The organism is Rhodobacter sp. JA431 (assembly GCF_900217725.1).
GTDB lineage: Bacteria > Pseudomonadota > Alphaproteobacteria > Rhodobacterales > Rhodobacteraceae > Rhodobacter > Rhodobacter aestuarii.
Genome location: NZ_OBMP01000020.1, coordinates 1 through 6,536 on the forward strand (window position 1 = coordinate 1; position 6,536 = coordinate 6,536).

The 6,536-nt window shown below is 61.6% G+C and carries 6 protein-coding genes; 2 read left to right on the plus strand and 4 right to left on the minus strand.

Annotation, left to right across the window (positions count from 1 at the left end; translation table 11 throughout):
• On the plus strand, positions 1–1,165 hold a 1,165-nt coding region (locus tag CRO18_RS18355), incomplete at its 5' end, for a nucleoside recognition domain-containing protein (protein ID WP_283234910.1).
• 10 nt (positions 1,166–1,175) lie between these two features.
• Complete coding sequence (locus CRO18_RS19285) at positions 1,176–1,586, plus strand: FeoC-like transcriptional regulator (RefSeq protein WP_097083219.1); 411 nt, start codon at positions 1,176–1,178, stop codon at positions 1,584–1,586.
• 202 nt (positions 1,587–1,788) lie between these two features.
• Here CRO18_RS19285 and CRO18_RS18365 read toward each other — a convergent pair whose 3' ends face one another.
• The 4 genes from CRO18_RS18365 to CRO18_RS19055 form a co-directional block, all read right to left on the minus strand.
• On the minus strand, positions 1,789–2,829 hold the full coding sequence (locus CRO18_RS18365) for a DUF2169 domain-containing protein (RefSeq protein WP_097083220.1): 1,041 nt from the start codon (positions 2,827–2,829) through the stop codon (positions 1,789–1,791).
• 13 nt (positions 2,830–2,842) lie between these two features.
• Entirely contained in the window at positions 2,843–3,892 is a 1,050-nt protein-coding gene (locus CRO18_RS18370; protein ID WP_097083221.1) for a hypothetical protein, read from the minus strand.
• Positions 3,893–3,903: 11 nt separating this feature from the next.
• Positions 3,904–5,382: a DUF4150 domain-containing protein gene (locus tag CRO18_RS18375; protein ID WP_097083222.1), complete on the minus strand. Its 1,479-nt coding sequence runs from the start codon at positions 5,380–5,382 to the stop codon at positions 3,904–3,906.
• An 8-nt stretch (positions 5,383–5,390) separates the two neighbouring features.
• The coding region (locus CRO18_RS19055; protein WP_212710204.1) for a type VI secretion system Vgr family protein at positions 5,391–6,536 on the minus strand (1,146 nt) is incomplete at its 5' end.

Sequence of the window (6,536 nt, forward strand, 5' to 3'; positions counted from 1 at the left end):
GATGGACCGGGCGATGCGCGCCATCGGCCTGCCGGGCAAGGCTTTCGTGCCCTTGATCGTGGGCTTTGGCTGCAACGTACCCGCGGTGATGGCCACCCGCACCATCGAGCGACCGCGCGACCGCATCCTGACCATCGTGATGGCGCCCTTCATGTCTTGCGGCGCGCGACTGCCGGTCTATGCGCTCTTTGCCGCGGTGTTTTTTCCGGCGCAGGGCGGGCTGATCGTGTTCAGCCTCTATCTCGCTGGGATCGCCGTAGCGATCCTCTCGGGGCTGGCGCTAAAAGCCACGCTGCTCTCGGGCCCGGTCACGCCCTTCGTAATGGAACTGCCGCCCTATCACCTGCCCACGCTGCGCGGCGTGGCGCTGCGCACCTGGGAAAAGACCCGCAGCTTCGTGTTGCAGGCAACCAAGATCATCGTGCCGATGGTGATGGTGCTCAATGTGCTGAACTCCTTGGGCACCGATGGGAGCTTTGGCCATGCAGACAGCCGCAATTCGGTGCTCAGCCAGATCGGGCGCACCATCACGCCGATCTTCGCGCCGATGGGGATGACCGAAGAGAACTGGCCCGCCGCAGTAGGGGTGTTTACCGGGGTGCTGGCGAAAGAGGCGGTGGTGGGCACGCTCGATGCACTTTACACCGAGGCGGGGCGGGCCGATGCAGCCCTTGCGGGCGAGGAGGAGGCAGGAGAGGACGCGCCCTTCGCGCTTGGCCCGGCGCTGGCCGAGGCTGTGGCGACCGTCCCCGCCAATTTGGGCGATGCGCTGGCGAATTGGGCCGACCCGCTCGGGCTGGGCGAGATCGAGGCGCAGGCCGGGGCCGATGCCACCCCCACAGGGCAGGCGATGCTGGCACGGTTCGATGGCGCGGCGGGGGCCTATGCCTATCTGATGTTCATCCTGCTCTACTTCCCCTGCACCGCGGTGCTGGCTGCGATCTGGCGCGAGGTCGGCGCGGGTTGGGCGCTCTTCGTGGCGGGTTGGGCGACCACGCTTGGCTGGGGCATCGCCACCGGGATCTATCAGGCGGCGCGGTTCGGGCTGCATCCGGCCAGCTCGGCGGGCTGGCTGGCGGGGCTGGGGCTCGGGGCCGTGGCGCTGATGCTCGGACTACGGCTATGGGCGGGGCGCGCCCACCCTTCGCGCCCGGCGCAAGTGTGAGGGGGCGGCGATGTCTTTGCGAGAGATCGAGGCGCATGTGATTGCGTGCGGAAAGGTGAGCCTGAGCGATCTGAGCCTGCATTTCGGCTGCGCCCCTGATGCGATGCGGGAAATGACCGCCAAACTGGTGCGCAAGGGGCGGCTAGAGCTAAGCTTTGCCAAATCCACCTGCTCAGGCTGCGGCAACAAAGCCTGCTGCGCGGGGGCAGCCTATTATAGCCCGCCCGAGGCGCAAGCTGCGCCGTCTTTCCGAAAGGAAACGTTGGCGGCGCATACCGACCGTAGATCTGCCGTCGAACGGAGGTGGAGAAGGTTCGACGGCAGGCCCACCCCCTCCGCCACTTGCCCCGCGAAATCGTTCTCCCAATCCGGCTCTGGCCGAATTTTTTCTTTTTTTCGAGGGTTATGCGGGCGGGACTGACCACCGGTGCTGATGCCAGGTGGCCCGGAAGCTGTCTCTCAGGGCGAATATTCTCCGGACCTCTCGACCGCGCAATTTCGGTGCAAAGCCTGTAAGTGCATGGATAGCAAGGGATACTTTACGGCCGCAGTTCTGCACTTCGATCTTGGGACCTTTCGCGAGAAGGGTCATATATCGAACCGGCGCCAAATCTAGGGGGCCTTCACGCCCGACGGTGTTGGGCTGCGAGCCCCATCGCCGCCACCTCATCGTAACGCCCGAGGTCGAGGTCAATGCGCCAGAACCTTGGGCAAATCGGTGCCCAGGCGCGCCAGGTGAGATCGAAGCGCACCCCCTCGCGCAGGTCGATGTGAAGCCCGTCAAGATGCAATTGCGCCACCACTTCGCGCCCATCGGTGAAAGAGAATTTCGCAAAGGGCGCAAGGTCAGGCAGCATAAAATCCAGCATCGCCGCCCCGGGCAGAAGGCCATAGGCCTGTACCCGATCCCCGGGGTGCAGATAGCCCGGCACCTGCAAGCCCGGTGGCGCGATTTGGTAGAAGCGATAGTCAAAATCTCTTGGCAGAAGCGGATGGTGCTGCTCTTCCCAGAGTTTGTCATAGGTGCCTGCATATCGCGCGCGCGCCTGCCACCAGGGGGACACGGGGCCGAAGCCCTCGGGCTCGGACGGGCGTGTCGGATCGGGCCCGATCGGATGCGCCTCAGAAAAAATTTGCGGCGCGGGAAGGGTGAGTTTTTCAGAGGTGTAATCGGGATGAGCCACGCCTGCACCAATTGGGTTGCGGGGATCAACCGCGCCCTCTGGCTCGCCGATCAGGCGCCCACCCGCCGCAAGGCGCCAATCGAGGGCCACATGGGTGACAGGCTCGGGCGTACTGCGCTGCCAGTGCCCTTGATGAAACCAATGCGACGGCCCCGTCGCGCGCAGATGTTTTTCGACCGTGCGCACCCGCAGGCCTGCGTGCAGGTCTGGCACGGGTTCGGGCGCCTGAAACGCCCCCAAAACGGTGACATCGGCGGCGGGCTTGAAGGGGATCAGATCGGAACAGCGCACCATCGGCGTGCGATGAGGATCGCCCTCATATTTATCGGCCAGCACGAGGTCCTGCTTGCCCGCGTAGCGGATCAGGCCGCCGTCGATCTCAAAACTGCCTCGCGCGGCGATGACGGCCATGCGCGTTCCGTCGGGCTTCCATTGCTCGAAGCCGATTGCCGCGAGGGGGGTGGTGTTGTCGTGCAGCATCCGACCCTCGCGCTTAGCGTTGTTTCAGGAATGCATCGGCATCAAAGTGGCGCTTCTGCAGCGCCTGCGGCAGGTTGATCACTTTCCACATGGCACCATCTCGCCAAAGGGGCGCGGCGTGATAGTCTACAAGCAATGTTCCCTCGTCGGCCGCAATTGCGCGTAAAGGGTGCCTAATCTCTTCGTTAATCAGCCCGAGAGAAAAAGGTGTTGTCTTGGCCCCATCATAAACCTCCCAGTGTCGATCTGTTCCCAGAATAACTCCCACAGGCGCCGCGGCCGCAGTAAGGATCGTTTGACCGGATAGGCCGATATCCTCGCGGACAAGACCACGATCCAGATCCCCGCTCATAAAGAGACCATTGACACCGAAAATACAGAATTCCTGCCCACCAAGTGTCGCCATCCCACGAATATGTGAGACCGCAGGCAAGGCGATCTCGCGCACCCTCCCTGAGGCGAGGACGTGATAGAGCCGCGCCGACGCAGGGGCGGCGGTACGATCCGCACGCCCCGCACGCAGCGCCGAAAGGATGGCCTGAGGGTCGCTTGTATCAATTTGCTCGAGTTGCTGCGCTATCTCCATATCGCCAGCGAGCAACACGCCCCCGCTGTTGTCTGGTATCATCGCGGCAGGCTGAAATTGCGGCTGAAGCGTGATCTGTTCCCAGCCTTTAGAAAAGCCTCCACTGTAAAGCTGCCCGTTATCGCCTGCGATCCAAAGCTTTTCGCCAGAGGCGCATAAAAGCGTCGTCCGTCCTCTGCCGTCCGCATCTTCCGAACTCACCCCCGCCCCAAGGATTTTGGCTCGTTTGATCGTTTCTTGGACAAGATAAATATCGCCTTCGTCGCTCAGCGCGACGAGATCGGCGCTCGTTTCTGAAGGCGAAAACACAAGATCGACGATCGTGCGCGAAATATCGATTCTATCCCAAGGCTGTGAGAGCCAAGCACGATAGATTAAGATCGCACTGAAGGGATCATCACCATCGAACTGCGTTGCGGAAAGGGCAAAATGCTGTGCCGAGTGTGCGGCCACTGCGATAAAACTCAACGACGTCAAGGTATTCTCCTTCAATAGCTTCCAGCTGCCAAGACACGCCGCGCTTCGCCGCTAGGTAACGGAGCTTCACGTGTGCGCCCTGGGGCCTTCAGGCCGGGGCCTTCTGTTACCTGCTCAAGCGTTTTGACTGCGGCATAGTCTTTGCATTCTTCGGAAATGTCGGGGATCGCATTGATTTCAGAGAGGCTTGCTAACGCAATGGCGCCCATAGGTGCAGTTCCCGCAACCGGCGATGCTGCACCCAGTGCGTTCAATTTCGGTCGCATTCGCCCATGAATGCCAGTCGGCCCGGAACCGTGTTGTGCAGGGGTCAGACAGATACTCATTCCCTGATTGAGTGTTGGCGCATTTGGAATACGATCAGCCGTAGAAGACATGGCTGCCCCGACAGGTCGCGCTCCAAGCCGGTAGGCCATGTCCGGAATGATATGATGTGCTTCGCCAGCACAAATGTCTTTGATCTCTTCGTATGGGCCGACAAGGCACGGATCCTGTTTCTTTTTCTCTTCCTCGGTCACCCTGACGGTGTCCGTCGTCACCCCCAGTTGAACCTCGGCCTGCGCCTCGGCTTCGGCCTGTGCTTGGGCTTTTTTCTCGCGATAGCTCTGCAGTTCTCCGCGCAGCCAGTCTCCCACCTCCGCAATGCTTTCACCATCTTCAACTGCTTTATCTGCACGATTAAGCAAGCCGGTTTCGACCGGATCAAATGGGTCGTGCCAAAGCTCATCATGCCAGGGGGCTGCGGTGCTTTGGGCAAAGAAAACGCTGCTTGCGATACCCAAGGGGCTCACCCGCCGCGCCGCCAGTCCGGCGGCCTTTGCGAGAGTGGACAAGGAAAGGCCAGTGGCGGCCGGTGGCGCTTTCGGGGTGTATTTGGGGATAGGCGCTGCCGGTCGGGCAATCCGGTTGGGCTCGGAGGGCGCTGGCGAGGAGGTTCTGGGTTGGGCGGACGGTACAGGGGCTGCAGTGGGCACGGCCGTGCCTGGAGCACCGACGAAATTGGCCCAGTCTTCACCGTTGAAAGCGAGGCGCACCGGCTCGGGCGCTTCGCGCTTCGGCTCCTGCGCCAATTCCACCGCCGGAGTGGTCCCAAAACTCTCGGTGGATTTGACATAAGCCAGCTTGCCCACCGTGTTCTTGCTGTTCATCCACCATTCATCGGCGTCGCGCACCGCCCATTTGCCCGCAATGCGCACCGAGTTTGAGTGCCCTTTCGGCTCACAGACCGAGCCCACCGTGCCCGATTTCACCCCGGTGCCGGTGCCAGGCGCATCACCGGTGCATTTTGTCGTCAGCGAGCCCATGTTGTGCGCCCGCAGCCCCGTCATGCGCACCGTGGGCACGGTGTTTGCATCGTCACCTTGTTTCGCGACAATCGAATAGGGGATCGGCACCAGGCTTGAACCCACCGGTGTTTTGCACACATCGGGCGTGCAGGAGACGATGATCCCCTCTGACGTGTCGCGACTGCCTTCTCTTGGGATACTCATCGCGCGCCTCAGTTCAGGTCGATGACCTTGCCATTGATCTGCACATTGCCCGAGGCGGTGAAGTTGAATTTGGTGCCAATGATCGTCACATTGCCCTCGGCATCCATGATGAATTTCGACTTGCCGCAATTGATCAAGAATTCCTGCCCGACATTCACCGTCATCGTGTGCCCGACCGAAGTGTTCTTGTAGGCGCCGATCTGTTCGGTCCGCGCCAGCCCCACGGTATCGGTGCGGAATTTCTCAACCACGGTGGACAGCACGCCGCTGAGCGGGATCACCGATGACAGCAGGCCCGCGATCTTTTGGGTCTGTGCGGCTTGTTCCAGACCTGCCACCGTGCGGTGATTTCCCGCCGCATCAAAGCCCGCGCGTGCCGAACCGGTTGACGCCTCAATCGCAGCGCCCGAGACGGCCAAGGCCGCCGCAAACCCCGAGATCGCCTTATTGCCAACCGCCTCTGCCCCCGCCAGCGCATCTTGCCCGCCCGCAGCCGCCACCGCCCCAAGCGCCCCAAACACCCCACCAAGCCCACCGCCCACGGTCAGGTTCATAGACCCGCCAATGCTCTCGACATGATTTCTGCCAGTGGAAACAAGCTTGTTTACGCCAACGCTATCCACGGAGGAGTGATCAACTCGCGCGGCACGGTTATTGAGCACCCGCGCCATTTGATCTTTTTGCGCATGCGAGAACATCACTTCGGCACCTTTGGCGTCTTCAAAGCTGATCTCATTCATACCGCTGCCTTGGTGGGTATCGGAGCGGAAGACGGATTTCGTCTTATGCGCAGGTAACTCATAGGGCACGCCATTCGCCCCATTATAAACGCATCCCGTCACCAAGGGCTGATCCGGGTCGCCATCCAAGAAATCGACCAAAACTTCCATGCCGATACGCGGGATCACCATGCCGCCCCAGCCCGCCCCGGCCCAGTTTTGGCTGACACGGCAGCGCATCGAGTAAGCCGCCTCGATGTCCCAATGGAATTGCACCAAGATCCGGCCATATTCGTCGCAATCGATCTCGCCTTCGCCCACCACTTTCGCGGTCTGGGGCCCGCGCACATCGGCGCGGGTGGTTTTGAGTTCGGGCAGCATCGGCGCACTAGAGGGCATCAACACATATTGCCCAGAATAGGCGAAACCATCGCC

Excerpts from the sequence above, each read along its gene's own strand:
- CRO18_RS19285 (WP_097083219.1), top strand. The coding sequence starts at position 1,176 with ATGTCTTTGCGAGAGATCGAGGCGCATGTGATTGCGTGCGGAAAGGTG.
- CRO18_RS18365 (WP_097083220.1), bottom strand. The coding sequence starts at position 2,829 with ATGCTGCACGACAACACCACCCCCCTCGCGGCAATCGGCTTCGAGCAA.
- CRO18_RS18375 (WP_097083222.1), bottom strand. The coding sequence starts at position 5,382 with ATGAGTATCCCAAGAGAAGGCAGTCGCGACACGTCAGAGGGGATCATC.